The sequence below is a fragment of the Nonomuraea terrae genome (assembly GCF_004348995.1).
GTDB lineage: Bacteria > Actinomycetota > Actinomycetes > Streptosporangiales > Streptosporangiaceae > Nonomuraea > Nonomuraea terrae.
In genome coordinates this window covers 18,389-38,078 of sequence record NZ_SMKQ01000070.1, presented here as the reverse complement: position 1 = coordinate 38,078, position 19,690 = coordinate 18,389, and the positions used below count along the sequence as shown (strand labels likewise).

Here is a 19,690-nt window from a genome sequence, read left to right as displayed (position 1 = left end):
CCGGATGGGCTGTCCGGGGGTGGGGGGCTGGCTCCGCCCGTGTGGGGAGTGCCTGCGTCGATCGAGCCGGGCCGGCCGTCCGGGCGGATGTCGCGTTCGGCCCACTCGCCCTGGCCGTAGTCGCCCGCGGGGACCTCCACGGTCGGCATCTCCTGCGGCGCGACGTCCCTGTGGTTCTCGATCATCGCTCCGATCACGTCGAGATCGGGCGGATCGGCCTCCACGGAGACCACGTCGTTGCCGTCGTTCGCCCAGGCGCCGACGTTCGAGGCGCCTCCTCCCGTGTCGGTGGTCCCGGCGACGCCACCGGCACCCGCGCCGTGGACGTCAGCGGTTCCTCCACCGCCCTGAGGGCCGGTGGAACCAGCCGCTCCTGGAGATCCGGCGCTGCCAGTGCCCGCCGTTCCGGCGCTTTCCCCGGTTCCGCCCGTTCCCTGAGGTACGCCGGTGTCGGCGGGAAGTTTCGGCATTTCCGCTGGTTGAACGTCGTCGGTGTCCTTGAGCATGTCCGCCAGCTGCTCGGCCGTCGGCGGGTCGACCGGTATCTGGATGACCTTGACGCCGTCCACCACCACGACCTGCGGCTTGCCCACACCGCCGGTGTCGTTCGCGGCGGGAGCGTCGGCCCTGCCGTCGCCGCCCTCGGTCCCGCCATCGGGTGTGCCGCCGGTGCCATCGCCCCTGGGCTGGTCAGCGGGCCGGTCCGCCGATTGGTCGCCGCCGGTTCCGCCGTCAGCCCCGGTGTCCTGCCCCGTCCCGTTTCCTCTGCCCGCCCCGGTGTCCCCGGCGTCGTCACAGGGTTTCCCGTCAGAACCGGCAGTCCCGTCGGAACCGCCGCTCCTGTCGGCGTCGGGCTTCGCCTCGGAGCCCGTTCCGCCGACATCCGGTTTCCCGTCCGAGCCGGCCCCGGCATCCGGCTTCCCGCCGGAGCCGGTCTTGTCGCCGGCATCTGGCTTGTCGCCGGAGCCGGAGGACCCTTCACCGCCCGGCTTCTCCTCGGAGCCGGTCCTGCCGTCGCCATCCGGCTTGCTCTCGGACCCAGAGGCGCCGCCGTCCGGCTTCCGGTCGGAACCGGTCTGGTCGCCGGCGTCCGGCTTGCTCTCGGGGCCAGTGGGACCTTGGGCGTCCGGCTTGCCGTCGGAGCCCGCCCCGGCGTCCGGCTTGCCGCCGGAACCAGTGGATCCTTCGGGGGCCGGCTTGCCGGTCGAGCCCACTGTCCCGGAGCCCGGCTTCTCCTCCGAGCCGCTCCTGCCGCCGCCCTCCGGCTTGCTCTCAGAACCGGAAGACCCTTCGGGAGCCGGCTTGCCGTTCGAACCAGGCGCCCCAGCATCCGGCTTGGCGTCAGAGGCGCCCGACTCCGGTTCGCCGTTCGAGCCGGCCTTTCCGTCGGGGGTCTTTCCGTCGGAGCCGGCCTTCGGGGGGTCGCCGGGGGCCGGGGGTGTGCCGGGCTTGGGTTGGTCTTCGCGTTTCTCCAGCACGGCGAGGCGGGCGTTGACGTCCTTGACCATCGCGTCGGCGTCGTCGGCGATCTGCACCGGACGGTACGTGGTCTGCGTGGAGAGCCCCGCCCGGTTCATGGCGGCCCGCACGTGGTCCTCGACCGTACGCATCTGCGTGGCCGCGTGTTTCACCTCGGCCAGCAGGTCGCGGACCAGCTGCGGATCCATGCCGTCGAACTTGCCCATGGGCCACTCCCGGACGTATCGCCGCTCCGGGCCTCACCGTAGTCAGGGCCCGCGCGCGATGGCGCCCGGAATAATGAGCCGGTATACGTCAGTCGTCGGTGGCGACGTAGCCGATGATGCCGCGCAGCTTCTCCACCGGGATGGCCCCGCGGCGCAGCAGCCGGGGCACGGCCGTGGTGAGGTCGAGGATGGTGGAGGGCGTCTTGTCGGTGGTCGGGCCGCCGTCGAGGTAGACCTCGACCGAGTCGCCGAGCTGCTTCTCGGCCTCCTCGGCGGTGGTGGCCGGCGGCTCGCCGGAGCGGTTGGCGCTGGAGACCGCCATCGGACCGGTCTCCTTGAGCAGGTCGAGCGCGACGGGGTGGAGCGGCATGCGTACGGCCACCGTGCCCTTGGTGTCGCCCAGGTCCCACGAAAGAGCCCTGTTGGCCTTGCAGACCAGCGTGAGCGGCCCCGGCCAGAACGCGTCGACGAGGTCCTGCCCGTACGGCCCGAGGTCGTCGACGAGCGCGGTGGCGGCCCTGACGGTGCCCACGAGCACGGGCGGAGGCATGTCGCGGCCCCGGCCCTTCGCGTCGAGGAGCTCGGTGACAGCAGCGGGGGTGAAGGCGTCGGCGCCGATGCCGTAGACGGTGTCGGTCGGCAGGACCACGAGCTCGCCCCGGCGTACGGCCGCCGCGGCCTCCATCACGCCGACAGTGCGTTGTGTGGAATCGGAGCAGTCAAAACGTCGTGCCACGGTCTTTGCGGCCTCACTCCGCTCGGCTGCGAACGGCACTCGCGAGGCCTCCTCCTTCCTCCTGATCGGTCGCTTGGCTCCTCCTCAGGATCAGGAGAAGGCCGCGCCGCTCGCATGCATCCTAATCCTGGCCCAGGCGGGCGGTGACGAAGCGGTCTCTTCGGGTGAGGTCCTGACGCAGGCGTACGTCGCGCCAGCCGTTGTCCTCGGGGAAGGTCAGGTAGACGGCCCTGCCCTGCTCGTCGGCGTGCTCGACGGCCACCCAGCCGCCGGGACGCAGCAGGCGGCGGGCGGTGCGCTCGACCGCGCGCACCTCGCCGAGCCCGTCGTCGCCGGAGCCGAACAGCGCCCTGGCGGGGTCGTATTCGCGCACCTCGGGGTCGCGCGGGATCGCACCGGGCGGGATGTAGGGAGGGTTGGAGATGACCAGGTCGACCTTGCCGTTGAGCTCGGGCAGCGCCTCGGCGAGGTCTTCGGGGTGCAGGTGGGTGCGCCCCTGGCCGAGCTCGGAGATGTTGCGCTTGGCCCAGGTGTACGCCGCCGGATCGACCTCCACGGCGTGCACCTCGGCCAGCGCCACCTCCTGCGCGATGGACAGCGCGATGGCGCCGGAGCCGGTGCCGAGGTCGACGACGAGCGGGGCGGTGACGTCCATCGCGCGCAGCGTCTCGATCGCCCAGCCGGCCATCACCTCGGTCTCGGGCCGCGGCACGAACACGCCGGGACCGACCGCGAGCTCCAGATAGCGGAAGTAGGCGTGGCCGGTGATGTGCTGCAGCGGCTCACGGGCCTCGCGCCGGGCGATGCCCTCCCAGAACAGGGCGTCGAAGTCGGAGTCTTTCACCGTGTGGAGCTCGCTCCTGCGCACGCCGTGGACGAACGCCGCTATCTCCTCCGCGTCGGTGCGCGGCGAAGGGACACCTGCCTCGGCCAGCCGGGCGGTGGCGAGAGCGATCTCGTCCAGCAGAAATGTCATGAGTGTTGTGCGAGCTTCTCCGCCATTTCGGCGTCGATGAGGGCCTGGGTGACGGCGGTGAGTTCGCCATCGAGAACCTGGTCGAGGTTATACGCCTTGAAGCCGACGCGGTGGTCGGAGATACGGTTTTCCGGGAAGTTGTAGGTGCGTACGCGCTCGGAGCGGTCGACGGTGCGCACCTGCGACTTGCGCTCGGCCTGGGCGGCGGCGTCGGCCTGCTCCTGCGCCACGGCCAGCAGCCTGGCCCGCAGGATGCGCATGGCCGACTCCTTGTTCTGGAGCTGGCTCTTCTCGTTCTGGCAGGAGACGACGACGCCGGTGGGCAGGTGGGTGATGCGCACCGCGGAGTCGGTGGTGTTGACGCTCTGCCCACCGGGGCCGCTGGAGCGGTAGACGTCGATGCGCAGGTCGTTGGGGTCGATCTGGACCTCGACCTCCTCGGCCTCCGGGTAGACGAGCACGCCCGCGGCGCTGGTGTGGATGCGGCCCTGCGACTCGGTGACGGGGACCCGCTGCACGCGGTGGACGCCGCCTTCGTACTTGAGCCTGGACCACACGCCCTCGTCGCCCTTGGCCTTGATGCCGACCGTGACGTCCTTGTATCCGCCCAGGTCGGACGGCTGGCTGTCGATGATCTCGGTCTTCCAGCCGAGCCGCTCGGCGTAGCGCAGATACATCCGCAGCAGGTCGCCCGCGAACAGCGCGGACTCCTCGCCGCCCTCGCCCGCCTTGATCTCCATGATGATGTCCTTGTCATCGTTGGGATCGCGCGGGATGAGCAGGTGGCGGAGCCTGTCTTCGAGCTGCGGGATACGCCCTTCGAGCTCGGCTGCCTCGGCGGCGAACGTCTCGTCCTCGCCGGCCAGCTCCTTGGCCGCCGTCAGGTCGTCGCGGACCGACTCGAGCTCGCGGTACGTCGTGACGACCGGGGTGAGCTGGGAGTAGCGCCTGCCGAGGGTGCGGGCCTTGTTCTGGTCGGCGTGCACGGCGGGGTCGGCGAGCTGCGTCTCCAGCTCGGAATACTCCTTGAGCAACTCGTCGAGATTCACCGTGTGTCCTTTTCCGTGGGTAGGGCCTTTTCACCAACAACGCCGACCCGGCGCACCGGGGTGCGTCCGGGCCGGCGTCGGTGAAGCTACTTGCCCGCGGGCTTCTTGCCGAAGCGCTTCTCGAAGCGGGCCACCCGGCCGCCCGTGTCGAGGATCTTCTGCTTGCCCGTGTAGAACGGGTGGCAGGCGGAGCACACGTCGGCGTGGATCACGCCGTTCTTCGCGGTGCTGCGGGTGGTGAACGTGTTACCGCAGGAGCAGGACACCTGCGTCACGTGGTAGTCAGGGTGGATGTCGCGCTTCATGGCTGTCCTTTCGGGGCGCGGCCGCCGGGTCGCTTGTCGCATGCGTGAACCGGAACCGCGAAAACGGTCAGCTACCAGTGTGCCAGATCGTGCAACCATCCCAGGCCATCCGGCATTCCCCCGGATCACCGGCCGAGGTACGTCAGCACCGCCAGCACCCGCCGGTGGTCCTCGGGCGCCGGCCCCAGCGACAGCTTGGCGAAGATGCCGGAGACGTGTTTCTCCACCGCGCCCTCGGTGACGACCAGGCGGGCGGCGATGGCGGTGTTGGACCTGCCCTCGGCCATCAGCGCCAGCACCTGTCGCTCGCGCGGCGACAGGGAGTCGAGCGGCGCGCCGCGGCGCTGTCGGCTGAGCAGCTGCACGACCACCTCCGGATCGATGACCGTGCCGCCCGCCGCCACCTGACGCACCGCCGCCAGGAACTCGGCCACGTCGGCCACCCGCTCCTTCAGCAGGTAGCCGACGGCCCTGCCGATGAGCTCGCCGGCGTAGCGCTCCTCGACGTACTGCGACAGGACCAGGATGGGGAAGCCGGGCTTGGCCGCGCGCACCTGCAGCGCCGCCCGCAGGCCCTCGTCGGTGTGGGTGGGCGGCATGCGTACGTCGACGATCGCCAGGTCGGGGTCGTGCTCCCGCACGGCGGCCACCAGCGCGGGCCCGTCGGAGACGGCCGCGACCGTCTCGACGCCGCCGTCGGCGAGCAGACGCGCGAGCCCTTCGCGCAGCAGGACGGAATCCTCGGCGATGACCACGCGCATGGCCTCATCCCTACCACGCGCAGGGCAGCTCCGCGCGGATGAGCGTGGGGCCTCCCACGGGGCTGTACAGCACGAGCACGCCGTCGATGGTGGCCGCCCGGTCGGCCAGGCCGGCCAGCCCGCCGCCGGGGACGAGACGGGCGCCGCCGACGCCGTTGTCCCAGACGTCGACGACCACACCGCGGTGGTCCCTGACCACGGAGACCGACGCCTCGGTGGCGCCGGAGTGTTTGGCCAGGTTGGCCAGTGTCTCGGCCACGACGAAGTACGCGATGCTCTCCACCGCGGCCGGCGGACGTTCCTCGACCTCGACGGAGACGTCCACCCGGACCGGCGCCCGCGCGGCCAGCCCGGACAGCGCGGCGTCGAGCCCGCGGTCGCTCAGGATGGCCGGGTGGATGCCTCTGGCGAGATCGCGCAGCTCGGCGATGGCCGCCTTCGTGCCGGCGTGGGCCTGGGCGATGAGCGTCCTGGCCGCGTCGGGGTCGCTGTCGAACTTGGCCTGCGCCCGTCCGAGGTCCACCGCCACCGACAGCAGCCGCTGCTGGGCGCCGTCGTGCAGGTCGCGCTCGATCCTGCGCCGCTCGGCCTCGGCCGCGTCGATGCCGCGCGCCCTGCTGGCGCGCAGGCGTTCCTCCTGGTTGCCGCCGAGCAGCACGGTGGCCAGCGTCCCGTGCAGCCACCCCATGCCGCGCACCGCGTACGCGGACAGCACCAGCAGCAGCACGCCGCCGAGCGTGGCCGCGAACGTCCCGGGCCAATTGTCGATCGTGAACGGCGTCTGCACGCCCGCGGCGATGTACAGCGAGAACAGGACGGGCTGGACCAGCAGCAGCGCCGTCGCCGTCCACAGCGCCGCGGACAGGGCCGCCTCGACCGCGCCGAGCGGGAACAACATCAGCAGGTAACCGAGGTCCTGCCAGGTGGCGGAGTCGGTGAGCAACCAGCGCAGGTGCGCGCCGAGCCCGCGTTCGGGCCGCGCCCGGTACGGGTCGGCGATCCGGACGCCGAGGGCCGCGTGCAGCAGACGCCGCTCCAGCATGGCCCCGCCCCGCCACATCAGCATGGCGGCCATCATGAGCGGCACGCCCACCCAGACCACGCTCAGGCTGAGCGAGGCCGGCACCGCCACGCCCAGCACCACGAACCACGCCAGCCCGAACGCCCCGCTGACCAGCAGGTACGGCGCCGCCCGCCAGGTCATCGGATCCACCAGCACGCCCACCGGCCCCCGGGGCCCGTACGGCACCCGTTCCTTCAACACACCTGACCGCATGGCTCAAGACTGCCCGCGGACACCGGCGGGGTGAATACGGAAGGCGCCAGTCCCCAGGTGGGGATAACCCCACCCCGGGAACGCGAAAGGGGCGGCGGGGAAGACCCCGACGCCCCTTATGGCGATGAGAACCGTCAGTCGCGGTCGTTGTTCACCGTGGTCTTCTGGACCTGCAGCAGGAACTCCGCGTTGGACTTGCTGTCCTTCATCCGGTCGAGCAGCAGCTCGAGAGCCTGCTGCATGTCGAGCGCGTGCAGCACCCGGCGCAGCTTCCAGACGACCTGGAGCTCTTCCCTGGCCATGAGGATCTCTTCCTTACGCGTGCCGGACGCGTCGACGTCGACCGCGGGGAAGATGCGCTTGTCGGCCAGGGAGCGGTTGAGCTTGAGCTCCATGTTGCCGGTGCCCTTGAACTCCTCGAAGATGACCTCGTCCATCTTGGACCCGGTCTCGACCAGGGCCGTGGCGAGGATCGTCAGCGAGCCGCCGTTCTCGATGTTGCGGGCGGCGCCGAAGAAGCGCTTGGGCGGGTAGAGCGCCGTGGAGTCGACACCACCCGACAGGATGCGCCCGGACGCCGGGGCCGCCAGGTTGTAGGCACGGCCGAGACGGGTGATCGAGTCGAGCAGCACGACGACGTCGTGGCCCAGCTCCACCAGGCGCTTGGCCCGCTCGATGGCGAGCTCGGCGACCGTGGTGTGGTCTTCGGCGGGACGGTCGAAGGTCGAGTGGATGACCTCGCCCTTCACCGACCGCTGCATGTCGGTGACCTCTTCAGGCCGCTCGTCCACGAGCACGACCATGAGGTGGCACTCGGGGTTGTTGCGGGTGATCGCGTTGGCGATCGCCTGCAGCACCATCGTCTTACCGGCCTTGGGCGGCGAGACGATGAGGCCGCGCTGGCCCTTGCCGATCGGCGAGACGAGGTCGATGATCCGCGTGGTGAGGATGTTCGGCTCGGTCTCGAGGCGCAGGCGCTCCTGCGGGTAGAGCGGCGTCAGCTTGTTGAAGTCGGGCCGGTTGCGGGCCTGCTCCGGGTCCATGCCGTTGACGGTGTCGAGGCGGACCAGAGCGTTGAACTTCTCGCGCCGCTCGCCGTCGCGCGGCTGCCGGACGGCGCCGGTGATGACGTCGCCCTTGCGCAGGCCGTTGCGGCGGATCTGGGCGAGCGAGACGTAGACGTCGTTGCTGCCCGGCAGGTAGCCGCTCGTGCGCACGAAGGCGTAGTTGTCGAGGATGTCGAGGATGCCGGCGATCGGGATGAGCACGTCGTCGTCGCCGATGACGGGCTCGGTGCTGTCGTAGCGGTCACGGCCACGGCCGCGGTTGCGCTCCCTGAAGCGGCCCCTGCGGCCGCGCCCGCCGCGCTCGTCGTCGTCGCCCCCGCGCTGGTCACCCCGCTGGTCACCCCGCTGGTCACCCCGCTGGTCGCCCCGCTGGTCACGGCTGCCGGTGTCGACGGCGGCGCGATCGCGCTGCTCGCCACGGCCGCCGTCACGCTCGCCCCGGTCGCTGGGACGGTCACTGGAACGGTCGCCCCGCTCACCGCGGTCACCGCGGTCGCTGGAACGGTCGCCCCGCTCGCGGTCGCTGGAACGGTCGCCCCGCTCGCGGCGCTCGCCGCGGCTGCGGCGCTCACGCCGGCTCTCGCTCCGCTCGGAGCGGGAATCGCTCTGGTCGTTCTGCTGGCTCTGCTGCTCCACGACGGGCTCCGCCGGGGCGGCGACCGGCTCGGGCGCGCTGACCGCCGGCTCGGCGGCCTGGACCGCCGCCGCCTGCGCAGCGGGCTCCTCGGCCACCTTGGAGCGGGAACGTTCCCTGCGGGTACGGGTGGGCCGCTCGGCCGCGGGCGCCGTCTCCGTCGCGGCAGGCGCGGACGCCTCCGCCGCGGGAGCGGCCGCTGCTGCGGCGTCTCCGGAACCGCCACCCTGCTTCTCCTGGATGGCCGCGATCAGCTGGCTCTTCCGCATGCGCCCGGTCCCGCTGATGCCCAGCTCCGCCGCGATCTTCTGCAGCTCGGGCAGCACCTTGGCGGACAGGCCGGTGCCGGAGCGACGCGCACGCGGCTTGGCCGCGGCGCGGGTGGGGGTGTCGCCGGACGCCGGCTCAGCGCCAGATGCGTCGGAGAGGAGTTCGGTGGTGTCGCTCAACTAAAAGGTCCTTCCCAGGGGTCGGGCGCCGGTTTTGTTCTGCCGGGCGTCCCGGAGGTGCTTGCGATCCGGCGGGACAGACCGGGTCGGGGTGCACTTTGCGATCTTCGGCTGTCACTGGAGACGGCCGCCACTCTTGGGGAGGGGTTCGTCCACGCCGCCGATGGCGCTTGGCGCGTGACTGACACCCCCCAGATTGCTGTCGCCAACCAGACGTCGAGATGATTCGAACGCGCATGTCCCCGTCGTCGCCACCTCGCGTCGAGCCAACCGGGTGTGGGCCAACCGGAGGCGACGGATTCCGGGGAGACAGCCGCGCTGCTCTCACGCCTCGCGACGTGAAGCATGGTGCAGCGATGTTTGGCTGACAAGCACGCACCCACCAAGGGGGCATCTGGTGCGGCTATCAGCCTAACATCACCAGCGCACACGGCTATTCCCTGAAGGTCTAAAGAGGTATCAGCGTGTCTCGGGGAACTGAACGTTCGCACCAACCGGGTCGACGTCCATTTGCTGGATGTGCCAGTCATTACCCACTTCTGGCGCGATCAAATCCTGCGTATCCGAGGTCGAAAACGCAAGAACCGTGGGACCCGCTCCCGAAACGACCGCGGGCACGCCCACTGCACGGAGACGTTCTACCAGATCCACGCTCTCCCGCATCACAGGCGCGCGGTAACGCTGGTGGAGACGGTCTTCTGTGGCGGCAAGCAGCAGCTCTCGCTCGGGCCGCAGGGTCAACGCGGCGATCAGCAGCGCGGCCCGGCCGGCGTTGAAGGAAGCGTCCTTGTGGGGCACGTCCTTCGGCAGCAACCCCCTTGCGGCCTCCGTGGACAGGCGCGCCGCCGGAATGGCGACGACCGGGCGGATCCGCTGGTCAGGGGTTACTTTCAGCTTACGCGGCGCACCGGAGTGGTCGGACCACGCGATGGTGAGCCCGCCGGCCAGACAAGGGGCGACATTGTCGGGATGGCCTTCCATTTCGGTGGCCAGCGCGAAGACGTCGTCATCGCTCATTTCGCTATCAGCCAAAGCACGGGCGGCGAGAATGCCCGCGCACACCGCCGCCGAGGACGACCCAAGGCCGCGCGCGTGCGGGATGCGGTTGCGGCAGTGGAGACGGATACCGTCCGGCTGCGGCACGCCCATGAGCCCGAACGCCCGTCGCATGGCCTTGATCACCAGGTGGCCCTCCCCGGTGTCGACCTCGCCCGCGCCCTCACCCTCGACGGTGACGTGCACGCCCGGCTCGCCGGTGAGCGTGGCCTCGACCTCGTCGTTCAGGCTCAGCGCGAGGCCGAGGGCGTCGAAGCCAGGCCCCAGGTTCGCCGACGTGGCGGGCACGCGGATGACCACGGTCCTCACGTTCGCCTCATCACTCCTCATGCCCCCGCGGGGGCGTCGTGCCCGATCAGGCGAGGTTGAGCGCCGCGGCGGCGGCGTGGACGTCGATGGGGATGACGACCGGCGCCGGCGCGCCCGAGATGGCCCAGTCGGGGTCTTTCAGGCCGTTGCCGGTGACCGTGCAGACGATGCGCTGCCCAGGCGCGACCATGCCCTGCGCGTGGGCCTGAAGCAGGCCGGCGACGCTGGCCGCCGAGGCGAGCTCGACGAACACGCCCTCTTCCTGCGCCAGCAGTTTGTACGCCGCCGCGATCTGCCGGTCGGTCACCGCCTGGATGGCCCCGCCCGACTCGTCGCGGGCCGCGGTGGCCAGCGACCAGGAGGCCGGGTTGCCGATGCGGATGGCGGTGGCGATGGTGTGAGGATGGGCCACGGGCGCGCCCTGCACGATCGGCGCCGCGCCGCTGGCCTGGAAGCCGAACATGCGCGGCCGCTTCGTCGCGAGCCCGTCGGCGAAGTACTCCTGGTAGCCCATCCAGTACGCCGAGATGTTGCCGGCGTTGCCCACCGGGATGCAGTGGATGTCGGGCGCGTCGCCGAGCGTGTCGACGATCTCGAACGCCGCGGTCTTCTGCCCCTGCAGCCGGAACGGGTTGACGGAGTTGACCAGCGCGATCGGGTAGCTGGACGACAGCTTGCGGGTCATCTCCAGGCAGTCGTCGAACGACCCCTCGACCTGCAGCAGCGTGGCCCCGTGGACGAGCGCCTGAGCCAGCTTGCCCATCGCGATCTTCCCCCGCGGCACCAGCACGGCGCAGGTCAGCCCCGCGCGCACGGCGTAGGCGGCGGCCGAGGCCGAGGTGTTGCCGGTGGAGGCGCAGATGACCGCCTTGGCGCCCTCTTCGACGGCCTTGCTGATGGCCATGGTCATGCCACGGTCCTTGAAGCTGCCCGTCGGGTTGGCGCCCTCGACCTTCAGGTAGACGTCGCAGCCGGTGAGGGCCGAGACGCGGTGGGCGGGCACCAGCGGGGTGCCGCCTTCGAGCAGCGTGACGACGGGCGTTCTCGTGGTTACCGGAAGACGTTCGCGGTATTCCTCGATGAGGCCACGCCACGACCTGCTCATGATGACTCCCTACCTGCGGTGCTGGTCATTGAGTCTACGGGGTGCGGGGCGCTGCCAGGGAGCCGCGTCCACGGGTCGGACCGTCCGTTGGACAGAGGCACTATTCAGGAAATTCTCAGCATCTCCCGATAAGGTCCCGGGCAGGGGGTCACGACCATGGACGCGCGTCCTGCTCTGAGGCAGAACGACTATTCACCGGTGGCCGCGCCGCAGCTGGGCGCCTGGTCACCCGCCCTTTCCGTCAGCGTGGTGATACCGGCGCACGGCGGGCAGGACAGGCTCGACCTGACGCTCGCCGCGCTGGCGGCGCAGACGTACCCGGACCATCTCATGGAGGTCCTCGTCGTCGACGACGGGAGCCGGCCGCCGCTGCGGCTCCCCGAGATCCGCCCGGTCAACACCCGGCTCGTACGCGTCGAGGACGGCTGGGGCATCTCCAACGCCGTCAACACCGGCGCGAAGGCCGCCGACGGCGAGATCATCCAGCGGCTCGACTCCGACATGGTGGCCTGCCGCGAGCACATCGAGGCGCTGGCCCGCTGGCACCACGTGACGGACTACCTCGTCACGATCGGGATGAAGAAGTTCGTGCAGGCGCCGCCGCTCACGCCCGCGCAGGTCCACCGGGCCGCGCGGCTGGGCGAGCTGTTCGACCTGGACGCGGCCGTGGCGAGCTCCACCGAGGCGACGATCGCCAAGACGGACGGGCTGCGCAAGAGCCGCAATCCGTATCACGTGTGCACAGGGCCGACGTTCGCCCTGCCGCGGGAGGTCTTCCACGCCGTGGGCGGGCTCGACCCGACGGTGGCGCGGGGCGAGGACACCGAGTTCTCCTACCGGCTGGCCATGCACGGCGTGGTGTTCGTGCCCGACGTGGAGGCGCAGGCCGTCCATCTGGGGCTGCCGTCGCAGCATCGCGACCGGGAGCGGGCGGTCAGGGCGGTGGAGCCGTACCTGGCGCATCGGATCCCGCTGCGGCGTGACCTGCGCAAGGACCGGGGGCGGCGGTGGCTGGTGCCGTACGTCGAGATCGTCTACGACGTCGGCGACGCGCCCGAGCCGGTGGTGCGCCAGGCGGTCTCCGCGGCGCTCGACGGCAAGCTCCAGGACGTCGTGGTGACGCTGGTGGGGCCGTGGTCGCGGCTGGACGACGCGCGCTTCGCGTTGTCAGACCCGTGCTTCGAGCTGCGGCTGATGCGTGACCTCTTCTGCCACGACGAGCGGGTGCGGCTCATCGACGAGGCCGCGCCGACGCCCGCGCCGATCCCGTTCCGCTACCGGGGGCCGGTGGACGTGCCGCTGCACCGGGCGACGCTGGAGCGGATGATCGAGTCGGTGCAGAAGGACCTCGCGGGCGTGCTGGTCGTGGACCTGGAGGACGGGCGCACGGCCCGGCTCGAACGGACCTCCGCGCTCGGCCGCGCCGCCCTGCTCACCGGGCCGGGCGACGACCTGGACGCGGTCATCGACACCACCCACGGAGTACGCCACGAGCCGCCCGGCCGCTACTGGCCCGCCCCCTCGCAGCCGGAACCGGTCACCATCCCGGCTCCCTCGCCGGTTACGGTCGAGGCTCCGGAGAAGACGTTCCTGCGCCGGCTGAAATCGGCGCTCCGGCCGAACTGACGGCCCCCTCCATGAGCAGGCTCGGGCGGAACCCGTGCCACTGGTTGACCGCGACCTTGAGGAAGTGGGCGAGCGGCAGCTGCCAGGTGTGCTCGCCGCCGAGGCCGCGGCGCAGGACGTAACCGAGCCCGTGGGTGCGGTAGATGCGCGCGCCGGCCTCGTGCGCGGCTTTCAGGAATTCGCGGTCGACAGCCCGCGGAAGCGCGGGAAATCCGCCGATGTCGTGGAACTTCTTCCGGGGGACCATGATCGTGCCGCCCGCCACGTGGTCGGCGTACACCTCGCTCGGGTAGCTCGCCCCGCTGGCGAACGTCGTGCGCCGGATCGTCGTGCGCAGCGGCTCCAGGTAGAAGAACTCGGCCGTCGTGCCGACCACGTCGGCCTCGGCGTACGACAGGGCCATGAACAGGTCGGCCAGGTGGCGGGGGCCGTACCAGTCGTCGTCGTCCCATTTGGCGAGGTGGTCGCCCTCGGCCAGGGCGGCGGTCCGGTTGAGCACCTCGCCGAACGGCACCGACTCCTCGGCCTCGACCCACCGCACCGGCAGCGCGCAGGACTCGACGGCCTCGCGTACGCGCTCGAAGGGCACCCCGTGCAGGCCCAGCAGCACCTCGGCCTCGACGTCGCGTTGGCGTTCCATCTGGACCAGGGCGGAGGCGACCAGGGCCGGGCGGCGGGTGGACATGACGATGCTGACCTTCGGCGGCCGCACGGGGTGCGCCAGGCGGCGCAGCCGTACGCTGTGCTCCTCGCGCCGCACGTCGGCCAGGGAACGCAGGCCCTCGGGGGCGTGGCCGAGCCAGTCGCGGTCGGTGAGCCGCTCCGCGAGGGCGGTGGGCACCCACGGCTCGGCGCGCTCGGCGGTCAGCGGGACACCGGCGGCGGCCAGCCGCATCAGTCCGTCGAGCGGCACCTCGCGGTCCGGCCACTCGACCTCCAGCCCGCGCAGCACGCGCAACTCCGGCACGACGGGCGTCCGCCCGTCGACCGCCCAGCCGCTGCCGGCCCAGTGCAGACGGGCCAACCCGGCCTCCGGCGTACGCACGAAGCCGCAAGGGGTGTCGGACAACAGACCGCTCCTCGACCGCTGGGATTCGACCGGCGCCTACCTTACGCCGCTTTGCCCCACGATCGTCCGCAACCCGGCCATATTCGACAGACCCCCACATGAAGCGGGTGGGCGTCCAGCCAGGGAACCGCCACGGAGCCGGGCAAGATGGGCTCGTGTAGCGGCGGGCCGGCGGTGAAGGGTCAGCGGCCGTTTCCCTGGACGGCCCTCAGCCGAAGTGCGGCGGATGGCCGGCCACGGCAACGCGTAAAGAATGACCGTGAAGCACCGGAGTACGGCGAGCGGCCACGGCGACGCGCGCCGCTCGACGCCGTGGGATCCGCTAGTCGTCGCCTTCCACGCGCATGACGCTGGCGATGGCGCGGACGATGTCGAGCTCGCGCAGGCCCTCCATGGTGGCCGTCAGGGCGGCGTCGGTGGCGCGGTGGGTGACGATGACGAGCTGGGCGTCGTCGCCGTGGCCCTCCTGGCGCACGGTCTGGATCGACACGTCGTGCTTGGCGAACAACTCGGCGACCCGGGCCAGCACGCCCGGCTTGTCGGCCACGTCGAGCGCCACATGGCAGCGCGTGACGGTCTCGCCCATCGGGTGGACGGCCAGGTGGGCGTAGGTCGACTCCTCCGGGCCGCGGGTGCCGGCCAGGCGGTTGCGGCCCACGGCGACCAGGTCGCCCAGCACGGCCGAGGCCGTCGGGGCCCCGCCCGCGCCCTTGCCGTAGAACATGAGCTGACCCGCCGACTCGGCCTCCACGAACACCGCGTTGTACGCCTCGCGCACCCCCGCCAACGGATGGGTGCGCGGGATCATCGCCGGGTGTACCCGCACCCCGAACGTGCGGCCGTCGTCGGAGCGGGCGCAGATGGCCAGCAGCTTGATCACGTAGCCCATGGCCTCGGCCGAGGCCACGTCGGTGGCGGTGATGTCGGTGATGCCCTCGCGGTGCACCTGCTCGGCCGTCACGCGGCTGTGGAAGGCGAGCCCGGCGAGGATCGCGGCCTTGGCGGCGGCGTCGAAGCCCTCGACGTCGGCCGTCGGGTCGGCCTCGGCGTAGCCCAGGGTCTGGGCCTCCTCCAGGGCGTCGAGGAACGACGCGCCCGTGGAGTCCATCTTGTCGAGGATGTAGTTGGTGGTGCCGTTGACGATGCCGAGCACCCGGGTGACGCGGTCGCCGGCCAGCGACTCGCGCAGGGGCCGCAGCAGCGGGATCGCGCCCGCCACGCTGGCCTCGAAGTAGAGGTCGCCGTTGCCCGCCCTGGCGGCTTCGTGCAGGGTGGCGCCGTCTTCGGCCAGCAGCGCCTTGTTGGCGGTGACCACCGACTTGCCGCGCGACAGGGCCGAGACGATCAGCGAACGGGCCGGCTCGATGCCGCCGATGACCTCGATCACGATGTCGACGTCGTCACGGGTCACCAGCGACTCGGCGTCGGTGGTGAACAGCGCCGGGTCGACCTCGACGTCGCGCTTGCGGCCCAGCCGGCGCACGGCCACCCCGGCCAGCTCCAGCGGGGCCCCGACGCGGGCGGCCAGGTCGGCGGACTGCTCGTGCATGAGCCGGATGACCTGCGTGCCGACCACTCCGCAGCCCAGCAGCGCCACTCTCAGCGGTTTCACAGCTGCCCCCTCAACAGGTCGTCCTCGGTCTCGCCCCGTACGATCACCCGGGAGGCACCGCCGGAGACGGCGACGACTGCGGGCTTGGGCAGGTAGTTGTAGTTGTTGGCCAGCGAGCGGCAGTAGGCGCCGGTCGAGGCCACCGCGATCAGGTCTCCGGGGACGAGGTCGGCGGGCAGATGGACGTCGCGCACGAGGATGTCGCCGCTCTCGCAGTGCTTGCCGACCAGGCGGCTGAGCATGGGCCCGGCCTCGCTCTCGCGGCTGGCCAGCACGGCGGTGTATTCGGCGCCGTAGAGGGCGGTGCGGACGTTGTCGCTCATGCCGCCGTCGACGCTCACGTAGGTGCGCAGGCCCTCGACGTCCTTGACCGTGCCGACCTCGTAGAGGGTGATGCCGCCCGGGCCGACGATGGTGCGGCCGGGCTCGACGGTCAGGCGGGGCACCGGCAGGCCGGCGTCGACGCAGACCTTGGCGACGATCTCGCGCAGGCCGTCGGCCAGCTCCTTGATGTCGGGGGCCTCGTCGCCCTCGACGTAGGCGATGCCGTAGCCGCCGCCGAGGTCGAGCTCGGGCAGGACGATGTCGTGTTCGTCCTTGATCTGCACGAGCAGCGTGGCCAGGCGCCGCGCGGCCACCTCGAACCCGGCGGTGTCGACGATCTGCGAGCCGATGTGGGAGTGGAGCCCGACGAGCTCCAGCTGCGGCAACGCCAGGATGCGGCGGACGGCCTCGGCCGCCGCGCCGGTGTTGAGCGACAGGCCGAACTTCTGGTCGTCGTGGGCCGTGGCGATGAACTCGTGGGTGTGGGCCTCGACGCCGGTGGTCACCCTGATCATCACCTTGGGCCGCTTGCCGAGCTGGTCGGCGAGGTAACCCAGCCGGGCGATCTCGTCGTAGGAGTCGACCACGATGTGGCCGACGCCGGCCTCCAGCGCCCTGGTGAGCTCCGCGGCGGACTTGTTGTTGCCGTGCATGGTGATGCGGCCGGGCGGGAACCCGACGCTCAGCGCGACCGCCAGCTCGCCGCCGCTGGCCACGTCGAGGCCGAGACCCTCGGCCTCCAGCCAGCGCACGACCTCCTTGCACAGGAACGCCTTGCCGGCGTAGTGGACCTCGGAGCCGGCGAACGCGGTGGCGTAGTCGCGCATGCGCGAGCGCACGTCGTCCTCGTCGAGGACGTAAAGAGGGGTGCCGTGCTCGCGGGCGAGGTCGCGGACGTCCACGCCGCCGACCGTGAGCGCCCCTTCGGCCCTGGCCGACGTTCGGGGCCAGATCGCGGGGTTGATCCGGTTGAGGTCGGCGGGCGCCTGCGGGGGCCGCTCGTGGGGCAGCATCTCGGCGTGCCTGTCCCCGGCGGGATGGACGTATCGACTCACCCGATCGAGGCTATCGGAAGCGCAAGTGCGCCATGACCCACTGCCCACGTATCGAGACGCGATCAAGGCCGCCATGGGATATTTTTACGATTTTTCGCCGTTTGGCCGGATAATTTGTGCTTTATTACAGTCGCTCCGGTCCCGGCAGCACCGTCGCCACCGCCTGTGCCAGCCGCACCCGGGCCGTGTGCACCGGGCCGGGCTGCTCGTCCCCGACCGGAACGGCCGGTGCGCGTTCGCAGGCGTCGTGGTAGGCCAGCGCCAGCCGCAGTAGGTAGCTCTCCCAGCCGGGGTCCCGGCTCTGCCTGCGACCCGGCAGCTCGGCCAGCACGCGCAGCACCGCCCGGTGCGCAGGGTCGTCCAGCAGCTCGGGCCGGAACCCGCGCTCGGGAACCCCCAGGTCCCGCGCCCACCGCCGCACGGCGCAGGCCCGCGCGTGCGCGTACCGGACCACGAAGCCGGGGTTGTCCCACGTACGCGGGAAGTCCGGCCAGCCGGGCTCGGGCACGTCGAGCGGCCGTACCGACTCCACCAGCTCCCCCGGGACGGTGACGGCGATGCGCAGGAACCCGTTCGGCCGCACCTCGACCGAGGACACCCCGTCCAGCTTCCGCACCTGCGCCGCGAGCTCCTCGGCCGGCATCCCGCGCCGCAGCGCCGCCGCGGAGACGTACACGGCCTCCCGCTCCCACGTGCCCTCCGGCACGGGAGGCTCCCCCAAGATCCCGGCCAGCACGGCGGATCAGATCAGCGCGTGGGGCTCGGCCGAGCCGTATTCGACCAGGTGGGCGGCTCCGAGCAACCAGCGGTCCTCGTCGCGCACGCGGACGTGGCCGAACCGGTCGGCCGAGAAGACCTTGATCCCGTCAGTACGGCACTGCCGCATGAGAACCTCGTCCCAGCCCTCGGTGAGGTCGGCGAAGCGCAGCTCGCGCAGCGTGTTGCGGCGGGCCAGCAGGGTGGCGCCAGCGATCTCGGGCACGTACGCGTACTCGGCGTCGGGCTGCTTGAGCAGCGTGGCCTGCGGCTTGCGCAGGTGGGCGTAGTACGCGGCCTTGCCGACGATGTCGGCCGTCGTGAACAGGAACGCCCGCTTGAGGTCGGTCAGGTAGTGGGACCCGTAGACGTCGCGCGGGTCCATGACCGCCACCAGGTCGGACTCGCACAGGTCGAGCCCGGCGTTGAGCATCGCGCCCTCGGTCATCGCGGGGTGCGGCCGGCGGTGCACGACCTCGACGTCGGGCAGCACGTCTCGGGCGCGCAGCTCGGCCTCCGGCGGCCCGATGACGATCACCTGGTCGACGCCCGACTGCTTGGCGACCTGGGCGAGCGCGTGCTCCATCAGGTACGGGTCGGTGATCGGCAGCAGCACCGAGGTGGTGAGCGTGGCCCGGGCGCTGGGCAGCCCGATCGCGTCGAGCATCTCGTCGACGCGCTCGCTCATCGTCCCCATCTGGTACGCCCGCCGCAGCGCCACGTGCGCCCGCCGCGAGTCGGCCTCGGTGCCGATGGGCGTGCCGCAGGCGGCGATCTCGGCCAGCCGCCACTGCGGCGTGCCCGGCGGGCAGTCGGCCGCGGCCGGCCAGCGGTAGGACGTCAGCACGTCGGGGTAGGCCAGGTGGCCGGGCAGCAACTGGTCGAGCGTCAGCACCCGGTCGATGCGGCCCCCGGCCAGCGGCAGCGGGTTGTGCACCCGCGGCTGGACGCCGAACTGCAGGCGCGGCCAGGCCACCGACAGGTCGGCGGTGAAGCGGTGTTCGAACAGCTCGGCCGCCTTGGCGTACGCGGAGACGTCGCCCTTGGTGTGCCAGAAGACCGTGCGGATGCCGCGCTCGGCGCACCAGGCCAGCAGCGCCTTGAGGCCCTCACCGGGCTCGCCGGTGATCTCGTCGGCCCACGGGCCCTGCGTGACCGACTCGACGACCAGCAGGTGGGGCACCTCCAGCGGGAGGATCCGGGCGAAGTCGCGCGGCGTGAACCCGGTGGTCTGCCGCCACTCGTAGCGCAGCAGCGCCTCGGCGTGGGGGTCGGCGACCACGGCGGCCGTCAGATGGGGCCGCGTGTTGGGGCCGGTCGGCACCCGGAACGGCTTGAGCTTGAACGAGGCCCCGTTGAGCGTCCTGGTCGTGGCGGTGGCCTGATAGGCGGCGCCGGGGCGCTCGTCCTTCGGCTTGGCGGCGATGGCCACCGGCCTGCGTTTGGGCGCGGTGGGCCGCTTGACCGGCTTGGCCGCGCCCTTGAGGCCCCTGGCCAGGCGCACCGGGTTGTTCTTGCCGCTCTTGATGGCGTCGCCGAGGCGGTTCCAGCGGGCGACCTTGATGGAGGACAGCTTCCAGTTGGCGACCTCGGCCTGGAAGCGCTGCTCGGCCAGCTCCTTCCTGAGCCGGTCCGCGGCGGCCTGCTCGGCGGCCAGGCGCGCCTCGATCTCGCTCAGCCGCTCGGCCAGCATCCTGACCTCCTCCGCGGCCTGCTCGGCGCCCGCCAGCTTGGCCTGGGCGGCGTCCAGCAGCCTGGCCAGCTCGGCCGCGCGCTCGGCCTGGGCGACCGCATCTCGCAGCGCACGCCGCGTGCTCTCCAGCTCCGTGCTCACTGGGAC

Annotated in this window: 16 protein-coding genes; 1 reads left to right on the top strand and 15 read right to left on the bottom strand. The window is 71.6% G+C overall.

The annotated features are described in order from the left end of the window. The 10 genes from E1286_RS22570 to thrC all read right to left on the bottom strand — a co-directional run. The coding region (locus E1286_RS22570) for a putative sodium/potassium/calcium exchanger (protein WP_223190262.1) at window positions 1–1,685 on the bottom strand (1,685 nt) is incomplete at its 3' end. A gap of 88 nt (window positions 1,686–1,773) precedes the next feature. Continuing rightward, the gene (locus tag E1286_RS22565) at window positions 1,774–2,421 is read right to left on the bottom strand and encodes an L-threonylcarbamoyladenylate synthase (RefSeq protein WP_132615428.1); all 648 of its coding nucleotides are present in this window, start codon (window positions 2,419–2,421) and stop codon (window positions 1,774–1,776) included. A gap of 121 nt (window positions 2,422–2,542) precedes the next feature. Beyond that, window positions 2,543–3,397 (bottom strand): peptide chain release factor N(5)-glutamine methyltransferase, encoded by an 855-nt coding sequence (gene prmC, locus E1286_RS22560; RefSeq protein ID WP_132615427.1) that lies wholly within the window; start codon window positions 3,395–3,397, stop codon window positions 2,543–2,545. Then, a complete protein-coding gene (prfA, locus tag E1286_RS22555; protein WP_132615426.1) occupies window positions 3,394–4,446 on the bottom strand; it encodes a peptide chain release factor 1 in 1,053 nt (350 codons plus the stop codon). Before prfA ends, prmC begins: the two co-directional genes overlap by 4 nt. A gap of 86 nt (window positions 4,447–4,532) precedes the next feature. Beyond that, window positions 4,533–4,751 carry a 50S ribosomal protein L31 gene (rpmE, locus tag E1286_RS22550; RefSeq protein WP_132615425.1) on the bottom strand — a complete coding sequence of 73 codons (219 nt, stop codon included), beginning with the start codon at window positions 4,749–4,751 and terminating at the stop codon, window positions 4,533–4,535. Between the two features lie 125 nt (window positions 4,752–4,876). Next, on the bottom strand, window positions 4,877–5,512 hold the full coding sequence (locus tag E1286_RS22545) for a response regulator (protein ID WP_132615424.1): 636 nt from the start codon (window positions 5,510–5,512) through the stop codon (window positions 4,877–4,879). Window positions 5,513–5,522: 10 nt separating this feature from the next. Further along, entirely contained in the window at window positions 5,523–6,788 is a 1,266-nt protein-coding gene (locus E1286_RS22540) for a sensor histidine kinase (RefSeq protein WP_223190259.1), read from the bottom strand. Between the two features lie 134 nt (window positions 6,789–6,922). Continuing rightward, on the bottom strand, window positions 6,923–8,938 hold the full coding sequence (gene rho, locus E1286_RS22535) for a transcription termination factor Rho (RefSeq protein WP_132615423.1): 2,016 nt from the start codon (window positions 8,936–8,938) through the stop codon (window positions 6,923–6,925). A 459-nt stretch (window positions 8,939–9,397) separates the two neighbouring features. Continuing rightward, window positions 9,398–10,324 carry a homoserine kinase gene (gene thrB / locus E1286_RS22530; RefSeq protein ID WP_132615422.1) on the bottom strand — a complete coding sequence of 309 codons (927 nt, stop codon included), beginning with the start codon at window positions 10,322–10,324 and terminating at the stop codon, window positions 9,398–9,400. 25 nt (window positions 10,325–10,349) lie between these two features. Next, a complete protein-coding gene (thrC, locus tag E1286_RS22525; RefSeq protein ID WP_132615421.1) occupies window positions 10,350–11,408 on the bottom strand; it encodes a threonine synthase in 1,059 nt (352 codons plus the stop codon). A gap of 156 nt (window positions 11,409–11,564) precedes the next feature. Here thrC and E1286_RS22520 point away from each other — a divergent pair, with 156 nt between their 5' ends. Continuing rightward, entirely contained in the window at window positions 11,565–13,034 is a 1,470-nt protein-coding gene (locus E1286_RS22520; RefSeq protein WP_132615420.1) for a glycosyltransferase family 2 protein, read from the top strand. On the opposite strand, the gene E1286_RS22515 is transcribed toward E1286_RS22520, so the two are convergent. From E1286_RS22515 to E1286_RS22495, 5 genes are all read right to left on the bottom strand, one after another. Continuing rightward, window positions 12,970–14,103: a glycosyltransferase family 2 protein gene (locus E1286_RS22515; protein WP_187368200.1), complete on the bottom strand. Its 1,134-nt coding sequence runs from the start codon at window positions 14,101–14,103 to the stop codon at window positions 12,970–12,972. The genes E1286_RS22520 and E1286_RS22515 overlap by 65 nt on opposite strands. Window positions 14,104–14,425: 322 nt before the next feature. Further along, window positions 14,426–15,715, bottom strand: coding sequence for a homoserine dehydrogenase (locus E1286_RS22510; RefSeq protein ID WP_132615419.1), 1,290 nt, complete (start codon window positions 15,713–15,715; stop codon window positions 14,426–14,428). After that, entirely contained in the window at window positions 15,712–17,094 is a 1,383-nt protein-coding gene (gene lysA, locus E1286_RS22505; RefSeq protein ID WP_132615418.1) for a diaminopimelate decarboxylase, read from the bottom strand. Before lysA ends, E1286_RS22510 begins: the two co-directional genes overlap by 4 nt. Window positions 17,095–17,218: 124 nt before the next feature. Continuing rightward, entirely contained in the window at window positions 17,219–17,800 is a 582-nt protein-coding gene (locus E1286_RS22500) for an anticodon-binding protein (protein WP_246075043.1), read from the bottom strand. Between the two features lie 36 nt (window positions 17,801–17,836). Continuing rightward, complete coding sequence (locus tag E1286_RS22495; protein WP_165969856.1) at window positions 17,837–19,684, bottom strand: hypothetical protein; 1,848 nt, start codon at window positions 19,682–19,684, stop codon at window positions 17,837–17,839. Window positions 19,685–19,690 lie beyond the last annotated feature (6 nt).

Bases quoted from the DNA above. Each gene is read 5' to 3' on its own strand.
- prmC (WP_132615427.1), bottom strand. From the start codon at position 3,397: ATGACATTTCTGCTGGACGAGATCGCTCTCGCCACCGCCCGGCTGGCC.
- rpmE (WP_132615425.1), bottom strand. From the start codon at position 4,751: ATGAAGCGCGACATCCACCCTGACTACCACGTGACGCAGGTGTCCTGC.
- E1286_RS22545 (WP_132615424.1), bottom strand. From the start codon at position 5,512: ATGCGCGTGGTCATCGCCGAGGATTCCGTCCTGCTGCGCGAAGGGCTC.
- E1286_RS22540 (WP_223190259.1), bottom strand. From the start codon at position 6,788: ATGCGGTCAGGTGTGTTGAAGGAACGGGTGCCGTACGGGCCCCGGGGG.
- thrB (WP_132615422.1), bottom strand. From the start codon at position 10,324: ATGAGGAGTGATGAGGCGAACGTGAGGACCGTGGTCATCCGCGTGCCC.
- thrC (WP_132615421.1), bottom strand. From the start codon at position 11,408: ATGAGCAGGTCGTGGCGTGGCCTCATCGAGGAATACCGCGAACGTCTT.
- E1286_RS22520 (WP_132615420.1), top strand. From the start codon at position 11,565: ATGGACGCGCGTCCTGCTCTGAGGCAGAACGACTATTCACCGGTGGCC.